Source organism: Arthrobacter sp. SE2 (genome assembly GCF_058244265.1).
This window is the reverse complement of record NZ_JBZAYA010000004.1, coordinates 269,515-288,971: the sequence shown is the minus strand read 5'-3', so window position 1 is coordinate 288,971 and position 19,457 is coordinate 269,515. Positions and strand designations below refer to the sequence as shown.

The window sequence follows — 19,457 nt, the reverse complement described above, 5'->3', positions numbered from 1 at the left end:
GATGATCTGTAGCCGGTGGTGTCACTGCCTTCTCTTCTATTTGATGGCCCCGGCCGAGAGACCTCGCACCAGGTAGCGCTGGGCAAAGAACGCGAAGCTCAGAGGGATGATCACGGACACGACCGTCACCGCGGCGAGGTTACCCCAGGCGATCCCGGCGCTGGTGACGAAAAAGGCCGCCCCCACCGTGACCGGCACCGCGTTCGAGGCCGAGAGAATGACGGCGAAGAGGTAGTCAGACCAGGAGAAGACGAACACCAGGATGCCTACGGCAACCAGTCCGGGCGCGAGCAGGGGCAGCACGATCGAGAACAGGCTTCGGAAGGGACCCGCACCGTCGATCGTGGATGCCTCTTCGATCTCCACAGGGAGCTCCCTGAGCGTGCCGCAGATGATGAGCAATGCCAAAGGGAGGTTGATGAAGGCGTTCGCAAGGACCAGGCCGACGATTGTGTCGTAGGCCCCAAGAGACGAGAAGATCAGGAAGAACGGGATGGCGAAGAACATTGCCGGGACCAGGCGCAGGCTGGTGATGATCTGCAGAAGCCAGGACCCCCCGAACCCGAGCCGCACGATGGCGTAGCTCGCGGGCACCGCAATCACCATGATCAAGGCCACCGATCCGAGGGAGATCTGGGCCGAGTTGGCCAGGAACCCAAGGAAGTTGTAGCCGGAGCCGCCGAGGATCGTCGTGAAGTGCTCCAGAGTGAGGCCGCCGTCGAAGGAGAACGGCGACAGGCCGATGGCAGCGTCGGTCTTCAATGACGTGATCAGGGCGTTGATCAAGGGCAGATTGATCACGAGAGCGATCAGCCCGATGACAACGCTGCGCCACCACACATTCTGGTTCCGGCGCTTCGGTGTGGCAGGTGGGTGGCTCATGAGACGGCTCCTCGGGTAATGCGCCGGACCACGACAGGCACCAGCGGAAGCATGATCAACGCGACGATCAGGGCGGCGGCGGAAGCGGTTCCGAAGTTTCCGGCAGAGAGGATCTTGTAGATGTAAATGCTCAACGTCGTAGTGTTGTCGCCAGGGCCGCCGGAGGTCAGAACATTGATGGTGTCAAAGGTCCTGAAGGCGTCGATGGCCCGGAGAAACCCGGCGATGAAGATGGTAGGGACCATGAAGGGAAGAAGGATGGAGATCACGAACCTGGGGTAGTTTGCCCGGTCCAGCTGTGCAGCCTCGTGCAGCTCCCCCGGGACTGACTGGAGCGCGGCGTGGAACAGAAGGAAGGTGAATGGAGTCCACTGCAGGACGTCCAAGCCCATGAGCATTGGTACCACCGTACCGGCCCCAAGGAGCGGCACGTCGACCCCGATCGAATGCAGGAAACCGGGCAAAAGGCCGATGTTGGAGTTCAGTAGAAGCCGGAACATGATGCCCATCAAGGCGGGGGCGATCATGATCGGGAGGATGACCGCGCTGAGCAGGAATTTCTTGCCCGGGAAATCCTTGTCGAACAGCAGTGCAAGGCCGAAGCCGAAGGCCAGCTCGAAGCCGGTCACGACCACTGTGTAGAGAAGGGTGAACAGTGCGGAGTGCCAGAATCCGGCGTCGGTGAGGACCGCGCCGAAGTTTCCTAGCCCGACCCATGTCGGCGTCGGGTCCAACAGCGTCTTGGATGTCAGGGCGGACTGGACCCCGTAGACAATCGGGAAGGCAACGAGCACAGCGAGGAAGACCAGCAGCGGAGCGCTCAGGATCCACCGCGCCGGACCCCGGTTTGCGGGGCGCCGACGACGGCTCCCCTTCCTCCCCTCGATGGTCGGGCGGGCGCTCAAGGAAGAAGGAGCCGTCATCGTCGAATCTACTTCCCTGCCAGCTTGGCCAGATCCGCGTTGGCCTTCTGCAACGCCGAGGAGACATCTCCCTGGCCGACCCACGCGGCAGAGAGGTCGTTGGCGAGAGCGGTGTAGACGTCGAATGCCTTGGGCAGTGCAGGCTCCGAGAAGCTCCCGCCTGAGAGTGCCTTGTTCAGTGCGGTGGTGTTCGGATCGGACTTGGTCGAGAGCGCCTTGGGCATGGAGGCGATGCCACCGTCCCCGACATAGCTGCCCATGGTTGCCGGGTCGTCAAGGTACTTGATGAACTCTTCCGCCTGGGACGTGTGCTTTCCGTACTTATTGACGCCCAGGGACAGCGCGTGAACATGGGTCTTGCCGCCCGGAACCGGGGCGATGCCGATCTTTCCCGCGGTCTTTGGCGACTTGGAAGCATCGTTGAGCTGGTCATAGCCGGCATTCCACTGGACGGCGAACGCGGCGTTCCCGCTGCCGAGCGCTGCCTCGGTCTCGGGGAATTCAGCCTGGTCGGAATCGGCCGCGGTAAGTCCCTTGGTGTACACGGTCCGGTAGACATTGACCGCATTCTGAGCCGCAGTACTGGTCAGGTCCGGCTGGCCGGCAGAGTTCAGCCAGTTCCCGCCCAAGCCCCAGAGGACGTCGTCCCACACCATCGCGTTGTAAAGCAGGTTCTTGGCCTGCAGCTGCGTACCATAAGCCGTGGGCGAGTTCGGGTTGTACTTCTTCGTGAAGTAGGCCGCGGAGGCGATGTAGTCATCCCATGTCCACTGATCCGGGCTCTTCGGCTCGAGCTTCTTGCCGAGCACGTCTTGGCTGACCTTCTCGTATGTCGACGCGTCTTTGAGCATCTGGTCGATCAGGTCGGTCCGGTAGTAAAGAAGGTGCACGCTCGGATCCAGCGGGATCCCGTATTGCTTCCCGCCAACCTGCAGCGACTCAAGGGGGGCCTTGAAGTAATTGTCCCCGTTCAGTGTCAGCGGTTCCAGATAGGGCGCGTGCTGAGCAATCAGGTAGCTCGTGGTGCGGTAGATGTCGTAGTCCGAGGACTGGGTGGACATCAGGGCCGCTTCCTTTGCGAAGGTGTCTGTGCGGCTGAGCTGGTCGATCTCTACGTGGATCTTGTCCTTGGCGCCCTGCCCGGAGTTGAAAGCGTCGACCAGCTTTGACATCGAGTCTGCCTCGGGTCCCGGCTCCATGATCATCTTCAGGTTGGTTACGCCGTTGGCGTTGGTGGATGAAGAGCCTGAGGCTCCACATCCGGACAATGCGATGCCCACAGCGACTATGGCAATGGATGCGACAGTGGCGTGGCGTGGGAGTGATTTTCGAGTCATTAACTTCTCCTCATCAGCGGCACAATTGGTTCGTACCAAATAGTCCTAGGTCTGGACCTGCGTGTTATCGTAACAGTAGCTTTTTCAGTAGGTCAATGGATTCTGAGAAGATGAATCCGCTCGAAGCTTGGACCGCCGGTCGTTGCCGGTGCCGGGCGTCAGCAGGAAGGGAGTATGCGACCATGACGATGCCGATGCGGGTCAAGCACGAGTGGGTACGTGAGGAGATCCTCCAGAACATGTCGGGGCTCGAGCCTGATGCTCCGCTGCCCCAAGAGCGCGAGCTGGCCGAGCGCTATCAGGTCAGCCGTTCCACCGTGCGTCAGGCGCTCAAGAGTCTGGCGAACGATGGGCGCATCTACGCGGTCCGCGGCCGCGGGACCTTTGTCGCCTCCCAACGCATCTCGAAGGACAACCGTCTGACCTCGTTCACGGAGGACATGCTTGCAAGGGGTCAGCGGCCCGGAACCCGACTGCTGCAGGTGGAACAGGTACCGGCCGCGCCCGAAATCGCCGCCAAACTCGAATTGGAATCCGGAAGCGCCATCCTCCACCTCGAGCGTCTTCGACTCGCCGACGGGTTCCCCATGTGCTTTGAGGAGATCTGGCTCCCCGCACACATGTACCCAGGCCTCCTGCACCAGGATCTCGAGCGCCCCCTGTATGGCGTCTTCGCTGCCAGCTACAACTTGCGCATCGACCGCGCTGAGCAACAGATCAGCGCCCAGATCCTCAAGGGCCAGATCGCCGATCTGTTGAATGTACCGCCCGGGTCAGCCGCACTTGTTGTCGTCCGGAGGGGCTTCGACGAGAAAGGACGGATCGCAGAGTACGCCAAAAGCTTCTATCGCGCCGACAGATACGACTTTAAACTCACCGTCAGCCGAACCGGCTGACGGACCGGCGCCCCCTGCTTCCCGACCAGACCACAACGCCCCCGCATGTTCCGGTGTACAGGCCGGACTCAGCCATAGCGGGTGCCCGCTGCGCGGCAGTTCGACTGGGCGTGACCGGGGGTATCGGTTTTGACCCAACGTGATCAAGGTGCCGAGCCCGAATGATCATTGGTCGTAGCGCCGCCACGGCTTCTCCCTGGCCTCCGGGCTCGCCTTGGATCCATTCGGGCCGCTCATGCGAATTCCTAGCCTGTGATCTCCGCCAAGTTTTTCCTACCGGCGTGTCAGCATTACAAGGGCGACGATGATTCCAAGCGCACAGATGATCCAACGTAGGGCGGTTTGCGGGATCCGACGGGCGAGTGCCCCTCCAATCGTCCCTCCAACGTAGGACGTGACCAGGAGAATTACGACCAGGTCCAGGCGTGCCTGCCCGGAGACGAGGTAGATGATTACCCCCACTATCACTACTATTAGTGATAGTAGACTCTTGAGTCCATTCAGGTGCTGGAGATGGTCACTGATATAGATGCCAAGCACTGCAAGCAGCAGAATGCCCAGGCCGGCTCCAAAAAAGGACCCATAAATCGATGCGACAAATACCGCAAGATAGACAGCCGGTCCGAGTTCGCTTTCTCGCTTTCCTGATTGAGCTCGTGCTTTCTTGACCAGCACAGCCAGCTGAGGCTGTATTGACAGGAGCACACATGACATGAGTATCAAGTAGGGAACTACAGCCTGGAAGGTAGCTGACGGAGTTGTTAGCAGCAGGAGGGCACCAAGTATCCCTCCGATTACCGTCGGTAACGCCAAGAATTTGAGTCGATTCTTTTGAAGTCCGAGTTCACGTCTGTACGCAACCGCGCCCCCGGCGTATCCAGGAACCAAACCGATCGATGAAGTGATATTGGCGGTTATGGGTGGAAGGCCGGCTGCCAGAAGGACTGGAAAGGTGATTAGGGTCCCCCCTCCTGCTATGGCGTTGGCCGCCCCGGCCAAGAGTCCAGCGGCTGCGACTAGAGCCGCCTGTATCAGCATGCTGTGTCCCCGGCGATGTCATTAGTAAGGGGATGGTCAGCCACGGTCATCAGATTTCGTTGTCATCGATATGGCGCGTAGCGAGTGCTGATCCGCATGAACAGATATCAACAGTTCTGCCTTCAGCGCGATGACCGGCTGAAACCGCCGTCACCGTCGAAAGTCCCCACGGCGACGCTCCATCCGGATGCGGCCGCGCCGAGCGCGATAGCGCAGCGATGCCGCTCGCCGCTCCCGTCACGAGACACTGCCCGCTGGCTCACAGCATCACGTCCCCGCTGTTTGGTCCCAGACTCTGCCCGGTGTACAGGTTGCCGCCCGGATCGCTGGCGAGCAGCACCGCAGTCGGGGCCACCTCGAAGGGTTCACCGATTCGCTTCAGCGGAAGCCCGGCCATGAGTGACATCGTCCACTCCTCGGAGAGTTGACCGCCGAGCGGAGTCTTGATCGGGCCCGGCGCGATGCAGTTGGCGGTAATTCCGGTCCCTCCGACCTCGCGGGCGAGTGAGCGGGTGAACCCGATGACGCCGGCTTTGGCGGCGGCATAGTGAGCCAATCGAGCTCCCCCTCTTTGACCAACTTGCGACGCGATATTGATCACCCGACCGAATCCGAGCTCAAGCATCGAGGGCAGCGCGGCTCGCGAGCACAGGAACACGCTCCGGAGGTTGATCGAGATCATCTCGTCGAAGAGTTCCGTCGACATCTCCGCGATGGGGGCTTCGGTCAGGATTCCCGCGTTGTTCACGAGCACGTCGATCACTCCGAGCTCGTCACGCGCGTCGCGAAACATGAGATCGACGTCGCCCTCGTCGGCGACGTCAGCCTGGAGAACAACGACCTCGTTTCCGAACGATGCGCAACGTTCCCGTACCTCAGCGATCGCGTCCCCTGGTGCCCGGTCGACGAGGCACAACCGCGAGCCTGCTTCGGCGTATGCCTCCGCGATGGCCGCACCGATCCCGCTCGCAGCTCCCGTGACAAGCGCAGTGCGACCTGTAAGAACTCCCCGCTTCGACATCAAATACCTCCGATCGGTCCGAAGAGGCGTTTGGCATTGCCGCCAAAAATGAGACCGCGTTCCGCGCCGCTGAAGTGCGCCATTTCGACCCTCTTTCGCTCGTACGCCATGTTGAACTGCGGCGCTGCGGTGGCGAACATCAGACGTTCGGCGCCGAATGTAGCAACAACGCGCTCCAGAAAGTCCTCACGGTACATGCCAGTCGTCTGCACGAAAACGTTGTCATTCCGCAGAGCGAGCTCGGCGTCGAACTGCGCCATACCGGAGATGTTGAACTGCCCGCCGTTCGTGAGCACGAGAGGATTCTCGGGGCACCACTGAGCGACCTGCGTAATCTGCACAGGCTCGGAATAGAGGTAGTAGCCGGTCGCGACCATGACGGGGACTCCCAATTCCGCGGCGCACTCAACGATGGGACGTACGCGAGAGTCGTTGATCCTGAAGTGCTCCTCCGCCGGGTGCAGGAACACCCCACGCGCACCGCGCTCGGCGACCGCACGCCTCAATTCGGAGACCGCGAGCTTTCCGTCCCATGGGTCGACGCGCGCGAGCGCGACCAGCCTGCCATCCGAATCCTGCGCGGCTTTAGCCACCTCGTCGTTGACCGCAGCAAAATCGCACCCGCGTGGATGCATCGGCGCGACGATCGCGGCCGAGGCACCGTTGCGCTCAATGGCGTCCACGGCTTGTGCCGCATCGAGTTGATAGCCGAAGCGGGACTTCCCCAGAAAGACCAGGGCATCGATCATCATGCTGCCACCGCCAACAATTTCGCGGCATTGCCGCCCAGCACTAGTCTGGTCGCTTCGGCCCCGAGGTCGGCGAGTGTGACTTTCTGCACCTCAAGCGACGGCGAGCTCACCGGACCATCGCTACCGAAGATCACCCGCCCTGCTCCGATCCGCTCCACAGCAGCGCGGATTTTCTCCGGGTAGGGCATCGCCGACGTCTCCAGGATGATGTTCGGATACCGTTCGGCAACCTCGATCGCCTCCTCGACGTGGAAGTAGCCGCCCATGTGCCCGAGAATAATGCGCGACTCCGGGCACGCCGCCGCGGCAGGTGCAATCGAGAGCGGCGTCGTCATCGGCTCGTCCCCGCAATGGAACAGTGTCGGGATTCCGAGTTTACCGGCGAGTCGGATCAGCTCGATCGTCGCCGCTCCGCCTGGATGCTGATTGCTGGAGACCGGATGAAGTTTGAGGCCGCGGAACCCCAGTTTGGTGACCGCTTGCGTGAGCAAGGTTTTCGACTCCTCCAGATATGCGGGATTCAACCGAATGAAACCGTACAGACGGCCCGGGTAGCTGTTACAGGCCTCGGCGATGAGTTCCAACGACCGGGAATTGAGGCCTGGCAGGTCGGTGATGGTCATGACCGCCGCCTTATCCACGCCGGCATCGTCCATCGCCTGGATACATTGTTCTGCCGACATTTCCCAACCGAGTGAAGGCACATTGTCAATGTGCATGTGCATGTCGATGATCATTGTGATTCCTCCGTTATTCCAACATTCCGGCGAGCTCGCCGATGGTCTTGTCCGCCCAGTCCAGGTCGACCAGTCGCCCGTTGGCGATCACCTGCGCAGGACGCCGTAGCGCCTCGAGATCGCTCCGCGGATCGCCTTCGGCGACCAGTAGGTCCGCCCTGCTTCCGATTGCGATCACACCAACCTCCGGGCTTCCGGCTCCCGGGGCACGGACCAGCCTGCCTGCGTTGACAGTGGCAGTTTTAAGGGCCTCGGCCGCGGTCAATCCACCTTCGACGTACATCTGCATCTCGCCGAGGAGGCCACCGATGGGGTTGAAAGCCGTTCCCGCGTCAGTGCCGGCTGCAATCCGCACCCCCGCCGCGATCGCTCGCGCGGTGCTCTGCCGGAAGATTTCCCGGGCCCGAAGGCTCTTGTCCACAGTGGCCGCAGGGATGCCGATGCCTGCCTCGATCGGGTTGAGCGCACTGACCGTCGGAACCAGCATCGTCCCATTAGCCTTCATCAATTCGAAGGACTGGTCGCCCGCGAACGCCGCATGCTCAATCGTGTCGACACCGGCTTCGATGGCGTTGGCGATGCCGTCGGGGGCGTGGGCATGTGCTGCGACGGACAGTCCCGCCTTGTGCGCTTCCTCCACTGCCACGGACATTTCCTCCACCGTCAACTGCGCGAGCCCGGGATTGCCTGGAGAGGAGATTCCGCCCGTCGCCATCAACTTGATGACCCGGGCGCCGGCCGCGATCTGCTCACGGACAGCTAGCCTGAGCTCTTCCGTTCCGTCGGCGACCCGCCCGTAGTCTGCACAGTGTCCTCCGGTCATCGTAATCGGGCGCCCGGCCGCGATGACCTGCGGACCGATCAGGTAACCATCGCTCACCTGACGGCTGTAGTCGAGGACCATGTGGTCCACCGATCCAAGATCGCGAGCCGACGTGATACCGGCGCGCAGCGCCAGCAACCCGTTGTGCAGGCACGTCATCGAACGCACAAACGGGATCCGATCCCAATGAATGAACGGGTCCGGATGCGCAGCCAAGTCGAAGTGGACGTGGCTGTCAATCAATCCTGGCAGCACGAACGCGCCATGCACATCGAGTTCGGGTGCGCCGCCGGAGTCCAGCTCCTCGCTCGAGATTTCGCTGACGAGGCCGTTGCGCACGATGAGCGAACCAAACGGCTCCGACCGCAGATCCTCCCCAACCAAAGCGATACCGTTCCTAAGCAACAAGTCGTTCGGACCGAGAACACCAGACATATATCGCAACTCCTGAATTCGGGGCGAGTCGGATACCTGTGATATACCAACATCCGACTTGCGATGTGTGAAAAATATCTTATGGGTAGATCAAAATGGATAGATCAAATCTGCAAAATGCTGAGCCCTCGGGGACCAGCCATAGAATCAAGGAACGGATGCAGCCCGAAGATCAGAACTGGCCGCGTACGAGCTGACAGCTACCCGCCAGGGAAGCTGATATGTTACAAAACGGGCATGAACGATCCACGACCGTCCCTGTCATATGCTCACTGCACTGGGGAAGGACCATCCATTGCCCGCACCAAAGCTGCGTAACAGCGAACTCGCATATTCACTGCTCCGCGACATGATTCTCGACTTACGTTTGCCTCCGGGCACAGTCGTCAACGAACAATCCTTATCTGCCGAGCTCAGCATCGGACGGACTCCCATACACGAGGCGATCACGCGACTTGCTTCGGACGAATTTATTGCCGTGATGCCGCGGCGCGGCACGACGGTGACCCCGCTGACCCTGAAGGGCGTGCTGGACCTATTCGAGGCCCGCGAGGCCATAGAGTGCGGTGTCGCTTATATAGCCGCCCTCCGTGCGACCGATGACGATCTCGCGCACATCGAGAGTCTGGTTGAGTTAGCGGACGAAGCCCGAGGGTCCGCCGACACCGAAAAATACTTACTGGCCGACTATCAGATTCATCACTTCCTGGTGAAGATGATCGACAACTCGCTGCTGCAAGGCGCGGCCGACCGTCTGCTCCTGCACAATTTGCGCTTATGGCGCTTCTACTTCTCAACGCACCACCACCATGACACGTCAATGCTCTCCCACGCCCCGCTGGTCTCCGCGCTGCGGGCCAACGACCCCGAACGCGCGCAAGCGCTTATGCGCGAGCATATCGCCGCCTCACGACATATGTTGCGTTTGCTTTTCTGAGTGGTCGACGGTCCGCCCGCTATCGGTCCTGATGACAACGGGCGGCCCATCCTCAGGCCAATTCCGCGGTGTGGAACAGCGAGTAGCCGGTTGGCCCGAAGTGCAGTCCCTTGAGGTTCGAGGCAGCGGAGTAAGAACCGCTGACGTTCCACAGGGGCAAGAAGATCGCGTCCTCCATCAAAGTCGTGGTGACCTTCTCGAAAGCGGCCGTCCGGGCGGCGGGGTCGACGATGGCGTTCCCCTCCTTCAGCGCGGCATCGATCGCTGGATTGCTGTAGTGCGCCCAGTTGAACCCTGACTTGATCTGCCCGGTCGAGACCAAGTTGTTGAGGATGAAGGGATCGACGTCGTAATAGAAGATCGCCGAGAGGTTTTGGCCTCCCTGGTTGTAGGACGCCATCGCTGTAGTGAACGGCTGCGACGTCGTACTCGACGTGAATCCAACCTGCTTCAGCGCATTGACCACGAACTGGGTTGGCAAGTCGAATCCGTTCGCGGACTGGATCAGGATGCTGAGGTCCAGCGGAGCGCCGTTCCTACTGCGCGTGCCGTCGCTTCCGACGGTCCACCCCGCCGCGTCGAGCAGGCTCTTGGCCTTTTCGGGGTCATAGGGGTACATCGAGTCGGCCGCCTTGCTGTAGCCCGGGGTGCTCGGCGTGAGTACGTTGTGCGCCGGGGTGTAGGCTCCCCTGAGCGCCGACTTGTTCAGCGCATCCTGGTCGATGGCGTGCAGGATCGCCTGACGGACACGCAGATCATCGGTAGGTCCCTTCGTGACGTTGATCGGGAAGCCATACGGCTGCCCGGTAGACGGGACGTCGAAGTGCGTGAACTGCGATGAACCCTTGATCGTCTGGATCGTGTCCGGATCGAGATTCATGGCGAGCTGGATCTGACCAGCTCGCAGCGCGTTGTACCGTGCATTCGTGTCGAGCAGGATCTTGAAAGTGATATTCTTCAGCTTGGCTGGTCCCGGCGCACCGAACAGACTCGGTCCCCACTTGTACGACGGGTTCTGCGCCAGCGTGACGTGGTCCTGCGACACGTATTCCACGAATTTGAACGGGCCAGTACCGACCGGGTTATTGGCGAAGCCGGCGGGCCCGTACTTCGCGAGGGCTGTTGGCGATGCCATGCCCATGAGAACCGTCGTCATCTCTTGCAGGAAGGCCGCGTTCGGCTCACTGAACACGACCTGAGCCGTGTATTTGTCGAGAATGACGGTTTCCTTGTACGGGCCGAGCGAGCCAATAGCCGATCGGGACTTCGTCGCTGGATCCACAATGTGGTCCAGCGTCGCCTTGACGGCGGTGGCGTCGAAGTGGGTGCCATCGTGGAAATCGACGTCATCGCGCAACGAGAAAGTATAGGTCGTAGCATCGGCCGATACCCTGTACGTCTTAGCCAGACCCGGGAAGAACTCGTTCACCCCGGACGCATTCGGCAGCCACCACACAAGCGGGTCAAAGACGCCCGAGATCATCATGGACGACATGGCCAAACCGGTAGCAGCCGGATCGAGCGAGTCGGGCTCCTGGTAAACCCCGACGGTTAGCGAATCGGAACTCTTAATCGCGGCGGAGTTCGACCCTGAGCACGCGGCGAGCATCGAACTCATGCCAACTGCGGCCAGCGAAAGGCCACCTGCTTTCAGAACACTCCGGCGCGAGAAAGCCGACACCGGTAACACACTGCTTATCGGCAGTGCGCCTTGACGGAAGGAGCTTCCGTACGAACTTGTATCATCGCTCACGATCTACCCTTACTCTCATCATCGTTTCTCTCTTGTTGCCCACTCCAGCATTCGGGTGCGGTGTGACATATCAGTTGCACCTCAACTGCCTGTTTGAAGATGCCGCCGTTATGCGAAGTCCAATCGCCAAGTTCCTGCTGCCGTTGCTCTAGTGCATTGGCGCAGCGAGGCCGGCCAACGAACGGATCGCAAGTTCGGCATGGAGTAGAGCGCCGTTTCCGAGTACGTCGTCGTCGAAAGTCGCCAGAGGGCTGTGATTGGACGGCGCCCTTTCATAATCCTTCGACATGGAAGCACCGAGGAACATGTAGCTGCCAGGCACCGCTTGCAGTACTCGTGAGAAATCCTCCGAGCCGGTATCGGGAGAGGCCATGATCTGGAACTGGTCGGGGCCAAACAGCTCTCCCACGACCTCCGCGACTAAGGCGGCATGGGATGGATCGTTCACAGTTGCCGGATACTCTCTGATGAAATCCACCTCGACCGACAGTCCATGCGCCCTGGCGACTCCTTGGCAAACATCCGTTGCGGCGCTCCTCATGAGTTCGCCACTGCGCTCCGAAAAAGTACGGACTGTCGCCTCGAATTCAATAGTGTCCGGAATGATGTTGCAGCGCGTGCCGCCACGGATGGTTCCAATAGTCAGGACAACGGGATCGAAGACGTCGAATCGCCTCGTAACCATCGACTGGAGGGACATAATCATTTCCGCAGCCGCGGTGATCGGATCCGCACCTAGGTGCGGTGTCGAGCCGTGGCCGCCCCGGCCCTGAACCGTCACCTTCAAACGGCTGCTCGAGGCCATCATCGTGCCGCCGCGCGTCGTGAAGACGCCCGCCGGACTCTTCCCGGACAGCACATGCATTCCGTAGGCGGCGCTGACCATCGGCCCGGCAGCGGTGAGTACACCTTCCTCGATCATCGCGCCTGCACCGTCCCAGCCTTCTTCGCCCGGCTGGAACATGAACACGACGTCGCCATCCAGCGAGTCACGGCGCGCAGCCAGCAATCGGGCGCCTCCGACGAGCATCGACATGTGCATGTCGTGCCCGCAGGCGTGCATGGCCCCCTCAATCTCGCTTGTGTAGTCCACCCCGCTTAGCTCCTGCACCGGAAGAGCATCCATGTCGGCGCGCAGAAGGACGGCTCGGCCGTTGCGGCGTTCACCTCGCAAGACACCGGTGATCGAAGTGAGTTTCCGCCCCAGCGTGATTTCCAACCCGAGGCCCTCGAGCTCATCGAGCAGAGTTTCCTGCGTCCGGGGCAGATTCAGCCCAATTTCAGGCCGACGATGCAGGCGGTGCCGCAACTCGACTAGTTCCGGAGCCAATTCCTTCGCCGCTAGGCGCAATGATTCATGCAGTGACATTTCAAGGCTCCTCTCTGGGATAGTTGCCTCAGCCTAGGATTACGTTTGTATCGTGCGGTTAACGTTGAATAAATCAACCAAAAGAGGCGACAAAATGAAGGAATCCACCAAATTGAGCACCGAGGATCAGATGTTGATTGGCGCTCTCCAGGTGGCCCCACGCGCTCCTTGGTCGGCGATCGGCGAGGCGCTACGGATCAGTCCCGTGACCGCGGCGCGCCATTGGCAACGCATCGCCGATGAGGGGACGGCGTGGGTGACCGCTTCGCCCGGGATTGCGTGGCGTGCGGAACAATGCTTGGCCTATGTCGAGATCAACTGTGCGCCGGCGCAGCGGTTCGACGTCGCCACCAAACTGGCCCAGCACGACCTCGTGGTCAGCGTGGAGCTCACCACAGGCAGCGCGGACATGCTCATCACGATCGCAGTGTCGGACCTGGCTACCCTCGCACACTATCTGCTTGAGCATCTCGGCGTGGCGGAGAACATCCTTAGCGCCCGCGCGCGTGTTGCGACGAAGCTCTATAAAGAGGGATCCTCCTGGCGCCTGATCAATTTCGACCAAAACCCGCAACGGATTCTGGAGCGTTCCCGCCTCGAACTGGACGCCGGCCCGAGAGAAGCCAATCCAATCACCATGACACAAGAGTTGAAGGCGATCGCGAGGCTACTCGCGATGAACGGGCGCGCTTCGTATTCCGAGCTTGCCAGCCTCACCGGCGTCAGTGCGACCAGCGTGCGCCGGCACACGAATCGTTTAATCCGGAGCGGGATCATGCTTCCCCGCACCGATGTGTCGGCTGAACTCTCAGAATGGCCTGTGCAGGTTTACCTTTGGGCGGACGCGCCCATCGACGTTCTCGCCGACTCCGCCAGAGTGCTCAGCCGGTTCCGGCAGGTCAGACTTTGCGCAACCGTTGCCGCCGCGTCGAACCTGATTCTCTCCGCATGGTTGAGGACGGTCGAAGAGGTGCACAGACTGGAGTCGGCGATTTCCCTAAAGCTGCCCCAGGTGCGAATCGTCGACCGGCTTATCGTGCTGAGAACCGTCAAGCGAATGGGCAGACTGATCGATGCCCAGGGTCGTGCGGTCGGTGTGGTTCCCATCAACATTTGGGAACATCCGCTGGAGCATCCGGCCCCGTTGACGGGTTAGTTCCTGAGGGGCGCTTCGCTCCGCGCTGGGATGGAAGATCCTTACTCGGGCCGCCCAGAAGCGGTGACTCTCTGGCTCCAGACGCTGATCGAGGGTCAGAACGACCCGGCAGCGCTCGCCGAACTGGCGAAGAGGAGCATGCGACGGAAGATCCCCGCGCTGACCGAGGCGCTGACGGGCCGCTTCAACGCCCACCACGCATTCATTGCCCGGCTGTTTCTGAACCGGATCGATGCCCACAGCACGGACATCGCCGCCCTCGCCGCGCGGATCGGTGAACTCATGGAGCCTTTTGACAAAAAACCAGGGCCCGGCAACAAGTGCCTCAAACGCGCCCTGGGCACCGCAGTCTCGCGGTCTCGCGCTCCCAAACCACCTACTTCGAGGCGAAGTACCGCCGCATCAAGTCCCGCCGCGGACCATGAAGGGGCTCGTCGCCGTCGAACATTCAATGCTGACCGCCGCCTGGCACGGCTCACCACGGGTGAATGCTGTGCCGACCCCGGCCCGACTACTACACCCCGGCACCAGCCCTGCTCAGCAAAGTCCGCATCCTCCGCCAGCTCGAAGCACTCGGCTACCACGTCACCCTCGAACCGCTCCAGCAGCGGATAACCGCGCACGCCCCCCCAACACCGGCCCTTGCGATCACTATCCTTGGTCACCTATTTTTCACGTCAGTAGGCGACCATATGCCACCCCCAGACCCTAGAATCAGAAGTCAAACTCTGATATATCTGAAACATGTCTGTGGCAATCGTGCTGCAGAACGGTACTCAACGAAGAGCACTGAGGGAGACGTCCATGATCCACGAGCAACGCACAACACCGGCGCCGCGATCAGCGAACAGCTTCGAGGGCTGAATCATGGCCTTCATACTGCGCCGCCTTTTAGCGTCAATCCCAGTTGTGATTGGAGTGACCATGATCGCCTTCACACTGATCCACATGGTGCCCGGCGATCCCGCACAGGCGATGCTCTTCGGTTCCAATGCGACACCGCAACAGGTCGCCGATCTTCGCCGCCAACTCGGGCTCAGCGATCCATTCTGGGTGCAGTACACGAATTTCATCCAGCAACTTCTCCGCGGCGACTTGGGCACATCGTATGTCACGCACAACCCGGTCGCGAGCGAGTTGCTGTCGCGAGCCCCGAGCACCCTGATGCTGACCGGCGCGGCGATGCTCGTCGCTATAGTGATCGGCGTCCCGCTGGGCCTGGTAGCCGGGGTCAGCCCGAACTCGCTTCTCGACAAAGTTGCCCGCAGCGTCTCGTTCTTCGGCGTCGCTGTCCCCTACTTCTTCCTCGCACTGGTTATGGTGCTCCTCTTCAGCATCCAGATGAACTGGCTCCCGGCGATCGATGACGGCACCCTAGGGGCGCTTGTCCTCCCCGCCATCTCGCTTGGCTGGGGTTACTCGGCGATCCTGACGCGCCTCATCCGCGGCCGCGTCATCGTGGAGTACCGGAGCGACTACGTCAAGTCGGCGCGAGCCCGTGGATGCTCGGAATTGCGGGTCCTTATGGGCCACGTTTTCCGCAATTCCTCCATCCCTGCCGTCACCATGATCGGCCTGCAATTCGGGAACATCCTCACCGGCGCCGCCGTCACCGAAATCATTTTCGGCCGCGCCGGCGTCGGAAGCTTTCTGGCCACCTCGATCACCACCAAGAACATACCCGTGGTCCAGGGTTCAATCGTCTTGATTGGGATCGGGTACATCCTGATCAACCTCATTGTCGATCTCGCTGTCGGTGCTATCGATCCACGCACCCGGCTCGCCTCATCGTCGGCATAGCGGAATCACGAACAGTATTCTCAACAGGAGCCAGCTATGATAACTGCACCTATCGCTCGGGCAACGCCCGCTCCCCGCCGTCACAACATGGGTCGCGTCGCCAAGATCCTGAGCTCAGGCGGGATGTCGATCTCATTCCTTCTGCTTGTGGTCCTGCTGATCCGTCCCTCACTGATCGCGCCCATTAGCCCCCTCTTCAACGGCCCGGAGTTCCTGGCTCCACCGGGTGGAGCGTACATCTTCGGTACCGACCAGCTCGGCAGAGACTTGTTCAGCCGCGTCGTGTACGGCGCCCAACCTGTACTCGCCGCGAGCCTCGGCGGAGTGCTGCTGGCAACTCTTCTCGGAGTGACCATCGGTGTCGTGGGTGGCATGGCCCCCCGCGTCCTCAGCATCATGGTGATGCGAGTAGTCGACGTGCTGCTGGCCCTTCCGGTCCTGCTTATCGCCCTCATCCTGATCGCGTCGATTGGCTCCGGCGTCAACAGCATCATTTTCGCGTTGGGCGTCGCCTACACGCCCGGATTCGCGCGGGTCGTCGAGGCTTCCGTGCGGAAACTGCGTTCGATCGAGTATGTTCAGGCGTCCAAAGTCTTCGGATCGAGTGGCCTTCGCACCGCGGTGCGTCATCTGTTGCCGAATCTGGCCTCCGAGGTCATCGTAATGGCCAGTAGCGCAGTCGGCTGGGCTGTGCTCACCGCGACGACTCTGAGCTTCCTGGGCCTAGGGGTCCAGCTCCCCAATCCTGACTGGGGCAGCGACCTCGCGGCCGGCGCTACGAGCCTTTCCACCGCGTGGTGGCTGTCGACCTTCCCCGGTATCGCCATCACGGCCACCATTCTCATATCGAACTTCGCGGGCGACTGGGTGATGACGCTCATCGATTACAAGGGTCGAAGGAAGCGCATGCTTTTCCGGCCCATCAGCTTCAGTCGCCGCACGAACAACGGATCCAAGGAGACGGCATGAGCGCTACAACGAAAATAGGCCCCTCGGCTCGTGGGGGGAACAACAGAAGGGACGACGTCCTGCTGGAGATCCGGGACCTACAGGTCGAAATCCGCACGCCGACAGGCCTCGTCCGTCCGGTGGACGGGGTCAGCTTCTCCGTAAAGGCCGGCGAGACCGTCGGGTTGGTCGGAGAATCCGGATCGGGAAAGACGATGACCGGCATGTCCGTGCTGCAGTTGCTGCCTCCGGGCGGGTCGATCGTCTGCGGGTCAATCGGGTTCGCCGGCCGCGAGCTTACAACGATGCACCCCAAGAACCTTCGACGCCTCCGAGGCAATGACATCGCGATGGTCTTCCAGGACCCCATGACGTCGCTGAACCCGACGCGGACGATCGGCAGCCAGTTGCGAGAGGCCTATCGCATCCATAACCCCTCATCGTCGGCCCGCACTGCGGATCAACGTGCAGTGGAGGTGCTTTCCCTGGTCCGAATGCCACAACCAAAGGATCGCCTGAACAATTTCCCACACCAGCTCTCCGGCGGCATGCGTCAACGGGCCATGATCGCGATCGCCCTGATCTGCGAGCCACGGCTCCTCATCGCTGACGAACCGACGACGGCACTTGATGTCTCGATCCAGGCGCAGATCCTGGAACTCCTCGACGATCTCAAGAAGCGACTGGGCATGGGCATCATCCTCGTCACCCACGATCTCGGCGTCATAGCGGGCCACGCCGACAGAGTAGCAGTTATGTACGGTGGACGGATCGTGGAAGAGGCCCCTACACCGGCGTTGTTTGCAGATCCCCGGCATCGCTACACGCAGGCACTTTTCGAATCGATGCCGACCCTCGACCTCGATTCCCGGCAAGCCCTCGCTTCCATACCCGGAACACCGCCTCGACTGATTGATCTCCCCGAGATGTGCCGTTTTGCGGCGCGCTGTCGATTCGCCGACGAACAGTGCCGCACCCAGAACCCGCCGGTCATCAAGGTTGGACCTGTGCACACGCACTCGTGTTTCCACCCGCGCTCGGTCGGCATCGGGAGTGATCCGGTTGGGGACGGATTCGTCACGGCAAGTCTCCCGGAGCCGAAGACTCTGGTCGACGCCGGTGCGCCGCTGATGCGGCTATACGCAGTCGAGAAGGAGTTCCACGTCAAGAACCCGGCCGCGTTCAAGCCGCGTCGTGTGCTTCACGCTGTGTCAGGAGTCAGCCTAGACGTTCATGAGGGTGAGACGCTGGGCATCGTCGGCGAGTCTGGTTCCGGTAAGACGACGATCGGCCGGATGCTCGTCGGACTCGAATCCCCCACCCACGGGACAGTGAGCTTCGGCGGCGACAACATCGCACGCATGTCGTCAAGTGAGTGGCGTGGCCGGCGACGCGACCTCCAGATGATGTTCCAGGATTCCTCGGCCGCCCTCGACCCGCGAATGACCGTCGCCGATCTCGTCGCGGAGCCGCTCGATGCCCAGCGCATCGGCTCTGCCCGCGACCGCCGCACCACGGTGAACGAACTGCTGGACGCTGTAGGGATGCCCCGTGACGCGGCAGAACGCTTCGCGCACGAGTTCTCGGGCGGTCAGCGTCAGCGAATCGCAATGGCCCGGGCACTCGTGCTGCGACCGAAAGTCATCGTCGCCGACGAGCCGGTGTCGGCCCTCGATGTGTCCGTTCAAGCGCAGATCCTGAACCTGATGCGTTCCCTCCAGGCCCAGTTTTCGCTCACCTACGTTGTGATTTCGCATGACCTTTCGCTTTTGAAGTACATGGCAGACCGGATCGGGGTCATGTATCTGGGCAAGCTGGTCGAGATCGGACCGAGCGATGATGTTTACAATGCGCCCCGCCATCCCTATACCGCTGGCCTCATCCGTTCGATTCCAGTGCCGGACCCGGCTCGGGAGCGGAGCAAGCAGAGCGCGGGGCTCTCGGGCGAGATCCCGTCTGCAATCGAACCGCCAAGCGGCTGCCGGTTCCGCACCAGGTGTCCTCTGGCGACGGCCCTGTGCGCAGTCGAAGAACCGAAGCTCGAAGTGAGCGGCGGCCGCCACGCCGTCGCCTGCCACTTTCCGCTTACGGCGGACGGTGGGATCGTGACCGTCCGCCCCATCAGCAACGACCGTACGCCATCTGTGCAGTATCCAACGACGGCGGGAAAGCCGCTCGGCAGTAGGGGTTTAACAAGGAATGACATCGATCAACATTGAGGGTAAGGCTGTATTCACCGAGCTTGCAGACCTAGTCAACCCGGCGCACACAGCACTGCTTCCGATCGACATCCAACGCGATTTCATGGACCCGGACGGAACGTTCCGTGAGCTCGGGCTTGGCCTGTCGAGGTACACCGAGACACGTCCTCGGCTGGCTGCGTTGCTGACATCGGTGCTGGTCAGACACGTAAGGAACACCGCACTTCCCGACCGGATGCACGAAGGCGCGCCGGGACGCACCCCCGTTGCGGTAAATCGTCCCCCACGCTCGGGTCACGAGTTCGTCGAAGAGTCCGGCCCCGGTTCCCACCTCAAACAGTCCATCGGAACGTTCAAGGAGGTTGAAGTAGAACATCGTTCCGGCCGATGCCAAGTTCACCCTCAACATCAGAACTTCGACGAGGACGTCCGCACCACAGTTCTGGGGG

16 protein-coding genes and 1 pseudogene are annotated in these 19,457 nt (G+C 61.3%); 7 read left to right on the top strand and 10 right to left on the bottom strand.

What is annotated here, in order from left to right; genetic code table 11:
- Positions 1–36 precede the first annotated feature (36 nt).
- The 3 genes from AC4CS3_RS08150 to AC4CS3_RS08140 are packed head-to-tail and all read right to left on the bottom strand — an operon-like array spanning position 37 to position 3,142.
- Positions 37–882 carry a carbohydrate ABC transporter permease gene (locus tag AC4CS3_RS08150; protein ID WP_490782981.1) on the bottom strand — a complete coding sequence of 282 codons (846 nt, stop codon included), beginning with the start codon at positions 880–882 and terminating at the stop codon, positions 37–39.
- Positions 879–1,805, bottom strand: coding sequence for a carbohydrate ABC transporter permease (locus AC4CS3_RS08145; protein ID WP_490782980.1), 927 nt, complete (start codon positions 1,803–1,805; stop codon positions 879–881). The genes AC4CS3_RS08150 and AC4CS3_RS08145 overlap by 4 nt, the downstream gene beginning before the upstream one ends.
- An 8-nt stretch (positions 1,806–1,813) precedes the next feature.
- Positions 1,814–3,142 carry an ABC transporter substrate-binding protein gene (locus AC4CS3_RS08140; RefSeq protein ID WP_490782979.1) on the bottom strand — a complete coding sequence of 443 codons (1,329 nt, stop codon included), beginning with the start codon at positions 3,140–3,142 and terminating at the stop codon, positions 1,814–1,816.
- A 182-nt stretch (positions 3,143–3,324) separates the two neighbouring features.
- On the opposite strand from AC4CS3_RS08140, the gene AC4CS3_RS08135 reads away from it, so the two are divergent.
- Positions 3,325–4,038, top strand: a complete 714-nt coding sequence (locus tag AC4CS3_RS08135; protein ID WP_490782978.1) for a GntR family transcriptional regulator — start codon at positions 3,325–3,327, stop codon at positions 4,036–4,038.
- A gap of 273 nt (positions 4,039–4,311) precedes the next feature.
- On the opposite strand, the gene AC4CS3_RS08130 is transcribed toward AC4CS3_RS08135, so the two are convergent.
- The 5 genes from AC4CS3_RS08130 to AC4CS3_RS08110 all read right to left on the bottom strand — a co-directional run bounded on the left by AC4CS3_RS08130 (position 4,312) and on the right by AC4CS3_RS08110 (position 8,844).
- Complete coding sequence (locus AC4CS3_RS08130; RefSeq protein ID WP_490782977.1) at positions 4,312–5,076, bottom strand: sulfite exporter TauE/SafE family protein; 765 nt, start codon at positions 5,074–5,076, stop codon at positions 4,312–4,314.
- Positions 5,077–5,335: 259 nt separating this feature from the next.
- Positions 5,336–6,097, bottom strand: a complete 762-nt coding sequence (locus tag AC4CS3_RS08125) for an SDR family oxidoreductase (RefSeq protein WP_490782976.1) — start codon at positions 6,095–6,097, stop codon at positions 5,336–5,338.
- Complete coding sequence (locus tag AC4CS3_RS08120; protein ID WP_490782975.1) at positions 6,097–6,849, bottom strand: amidohydrolase family protein; 753 nt, start codon at positions 6,847–6,849, stop codon at positions 6,097–6,099. The genes AC4CS3_RS08125 and AC4CS3_RS08120 overlap by 1 nt, the downstream gene beginning before the upstream one ends.
- Positions 6,846–7,586, bottom strand: a complete 741-nt coding sequence (locus tag AC4CS3_RS08115) for an amidohydrolase family protein (protein WP_490782974.1) — start codon at positions 7,584–7,586, stop codon at positions 6,846–6,848. Before AC4CS3_RS08115 ends, AC4CS3_RS08120 begins: the two co-directional genes overlap by 4 nt.
- Positions 7,587–7,599: 13 nt before the next feature.
- Positions 7,600–8,844, bottom strand: coding sequence for a metal-dependent hydrolase family protein (locus AC4CS3_RS08110; RefSeq protein WP_490782973.1), 1,245 nt, complete (start codon positions 8,842–8,844; stop codon positions 7,600–7,602).
- Between the two features lie 295 nt (positions 8,845–9,139).
- Between AC4CS3_RS08110 and AC4CS3_RS08105 the strand changes: the two genes are divergently transcribed.
- Positions 9,140–9,781 (top strand): GntR family transcriptional regulator, encoded by a 642-nt coding sequence (locus tag AC4CS3_RS08105; RefSeq protein WP_490782972.1) that lies wholly within the window; start codon positions 9,140–9,142, stop codon positions 9,779–9,781.
- A 52-nt stretch (positions 9,782–9,833) separates the two neighbouring features.
- Here AC4CS3_RS08105 and AC4CS3_RS08100 read toward each other — a convergent pair whose 3' ends face one another.
- A complete protein-coding gene (locus tag AC4CS3_RS08100; RefSeq protein ID WP_490782971.1) occupies positions 9,834–11,399 on the bottom strand; it encodes an ABC transporter substrate-binding protein in 1,566 nt (521 codons plus the stop codon).
- A 283-nt stretch (positions 11,400–11,682) separates the two neighbouring features.
- Complete coding sequence (locus AC4CS3_RS08095) at positions 11,683–12,903, bottom strand: M20 metallopeptidase family protein (protein ID WP_490782970.1); 1,221 nt, start codon at positions 12,901–12,903, stop codon at positions 11,683–11,685.
- 94 nt (positions 12,904–12,997) lie between these two features.
- Here AC4CS3_RS08095 and AC4CS3_RS08090 point away from each other — a divergent pair, with 94 nt between their 5' ends.
- The 5 genes and pseudogenes from AC4CS3_RS08090 to AC4CS3_RS08070 all read left to right on the top strand — a co-directional run bounded on the left by AC4CS3_RS08090 (position 12,998) and on the right by AC4CS3_RS08070 (position 19,026).
- Positions 12,998–14,059: an Lrp/AsnC family transcriptional regulator gene (locus AC4CS3_RS08090; RefSeq protein WP_490782969.1), complete on the top strand. Its 1,062-nt coding sequence runs from the start codon at positions 12,998–13,000 to the stop codon at positions 14,057–14,059.
- A gap of 69 nt (positions 14,060–14,128) precedes the next feature.
- Positions 14,129–14,667, top strand: a pseudogene (locus AC4CS3_RS08085) (transposase); the annotation flags it as partial.
- Between the two features lie 259 nt (positions 14,668–14,926).
- On the top strand, positions 14,927–15,859 hold the full coding sequence (locus AC4CS3_RS08080) for an ABC transporter permease (protein ID WP_490782968.1): 933 nt from the start codon (positions 14,927–14,929) through the stop codon (positions 15,857–15,859).
- 36 nt (positions 15,860–15,895) lie between these two features.
- Positions 15,896–16,828 (top strand): ABC transporter permease, encoded by a 933-nt coding sequence (locus tag AC4CS3_RS08075; protein WP_490782967.1) that lies wholly within the window; start codon positions 15,896–15,898, stop codon positions 16,826–16,828.
- Positions 16,825–19,026, top strand: coding sequence for an ABC transporter ATP-binding protein (locus AC4CS3_RS08070; RefSeq protein WP_490782966.1), 2,202 nt, complete (start codon positions 16,825–16,827; stop codon positions 19,024–19,026). Before AC4CS3_RS08075 ends, AC4CS3_RS08070 begins: the two co-directional genes overlap by 4 nt.
- The last annotated feature ends 431 nt before the right edge of the window (positions 19,027–19,457 follow it).

What these genes read in the sequence shown, in the direction of transcription:
- AC4CS3_RS08150 (WP_490782981.1), bottom strand. Translation starts at nt 882, where the DNA reads ATGAGCCACCCACCTGCCACACCGAAGCGCCGGAACCAGAATGTGTGG.
- AC4CS3_RS08130 (WP_490782977.1), bottom strand. Translation starts at nt 5,076, where the DNA reads ATGCTGATACAGGCGGCTCTAGTCGCAGCCGCTGGACTCTTGGCCGGG.
- AC4CS3_RS08110 (WP_490782973.1), bottom strand. Translation starts at nt 8,844, where the DNA reads ATGTCTGGTGTTCTCGGTCCGAACGACTTGTTGCTTAGGAACGGTATC.
- AC4CS3_RS08095 (WP_490782970.1), bottom strand. Translation starts at nt 12,903, where the DNA reads ATGTCACTGCATGAATCATTGCGCCTAGCGGCGAAGGAATTGGCTCCG.
- AC4CS3_RS08080 (WP_490782968.1), top strand. Translation starts at nt 14,927, where the DNA reads ATGGCCTTCATACTGCGCCGCCTTTTAGCGTCAATCCCAGTTGTGATT.
- AC4CS3_RS08120 (WP_490782975.1), bottom strand. Translation starts at nt 6,849, where the DNA reads ATGATGATCGATGCCCTGGTCTTTCTGGGGAAGTCCCGCTTCGGCTAT.
- AC4CS3_RS08145 (WP_490782980.1), bottom strand. Translation starts at nt 1,805, where the DNA reads ATGACGGCTCCTTCTTCCTTGAGCGCCCGCCCGACCATCGAGGGGAGG.
- AC4CS3_RS08140 (WP_490782979.1), bottom strand. Translation starts at nt 3,142, where the DNA reads ATGACTCGAAAATCACTCCCACGCCACGCCACTGTCGCATCCATTGCC.
- AC4CS3_RS08075 (WP_490782967.1), top strand. Translation starts at nt 15,896, where the DNA reads ATGATAACTGCACCTATCGCTCGGGCAACGCCCGCTCCCCGCCGTCAC.
- AC4CS3_RS08135 (WP_490782978.1), top strand. Translation starts at nt 3,325, where the DNA reads ATGACGATGCCGATGCGGGTCAAGCACGAGTGGGTACGTGAGGAGATC.
- AC4CS3_RS08115 (WP_490782974.1), bottom strand. Translation starts at nt 7,586, where the DNA reads ATGATCATCGACATGCACATGCACATTGACAATGTGCCTTCACTCGGT.
- AC4CS3_RS08090 (WP_490782969.1), top strand. Translation starts at nt 12,998, where the DNA reads ATGAAGGAATCCACCAAATTGAGCACCGAGGATCAGATGTTGATTGGC.
- AC4CS3_RS08070 (WP_490782966.1), top strand. Translation starts at nt 16,825, where the DNA reads ATGAGCGCTACAACGAAAATAGGCCCCTCGGCTCGTGGGGGGAACAAC.
- AC4CS3_RS08100 (WP_490782971.1), bottom strand. Translation starts at nt 11,399, where the DNA reads ATGAGTTCGATGCTCGCCGCGTGCTCAGGGTCGAACTCCGCCGCGATT.
- AC4CS3_RS08125 (WP_490782976.1), bottom strand. Translation starts at nt 6,097, where the DNA reads ATGTCGAAGCGGGGAGTTCTTACAGGTCGCACTGCGCTTGTCACGGGA.